At 67.3% G+C, this 202-nt stretch carries 1 pseudogene; it reads right to left on the bottom strand.

The features are described from left to right. Positions 1-202: pseudogene (locus IF61_RS33110) on the bottom strand (NAD-dependent malic enzyme); the annotation flags it as partial.

Raw genomic sequence — 202 nt, 5'->3', positions numbered from 1 at the left:
ATTGGTGAGCGCGGCAAGGACGACGATGGCCGTGCCGTGCTGGTCGTCGTGGAAGACCGGGATGTCCAGCGCCTCCCGCAGCCGCGCCTCGATCTCGAAGCACCGCGGCGCGGAGATGTCCTCCAGGTTGATGCCCGCGAACCCCGGCGCGATGGCCTTGACGATCTCCACGATCGCATCCGAGTCCTGCGTATCCAGGCAG

Source organism: Streptomyces roseoverticillatus (assembly GCF_000719265.1).
Classification (GTDB): domain Bacteria; phylum Actinomycetota; class Actinomycetes; order Streptomycetales; family Streptomycetaceae; genus Streptomyces; species Streptomyces roseoverticillatus.
Note: the sequence above shows the minus strand (reverse complement) of the source record. Positions and strands in the feature narration are given on the sequence as shown.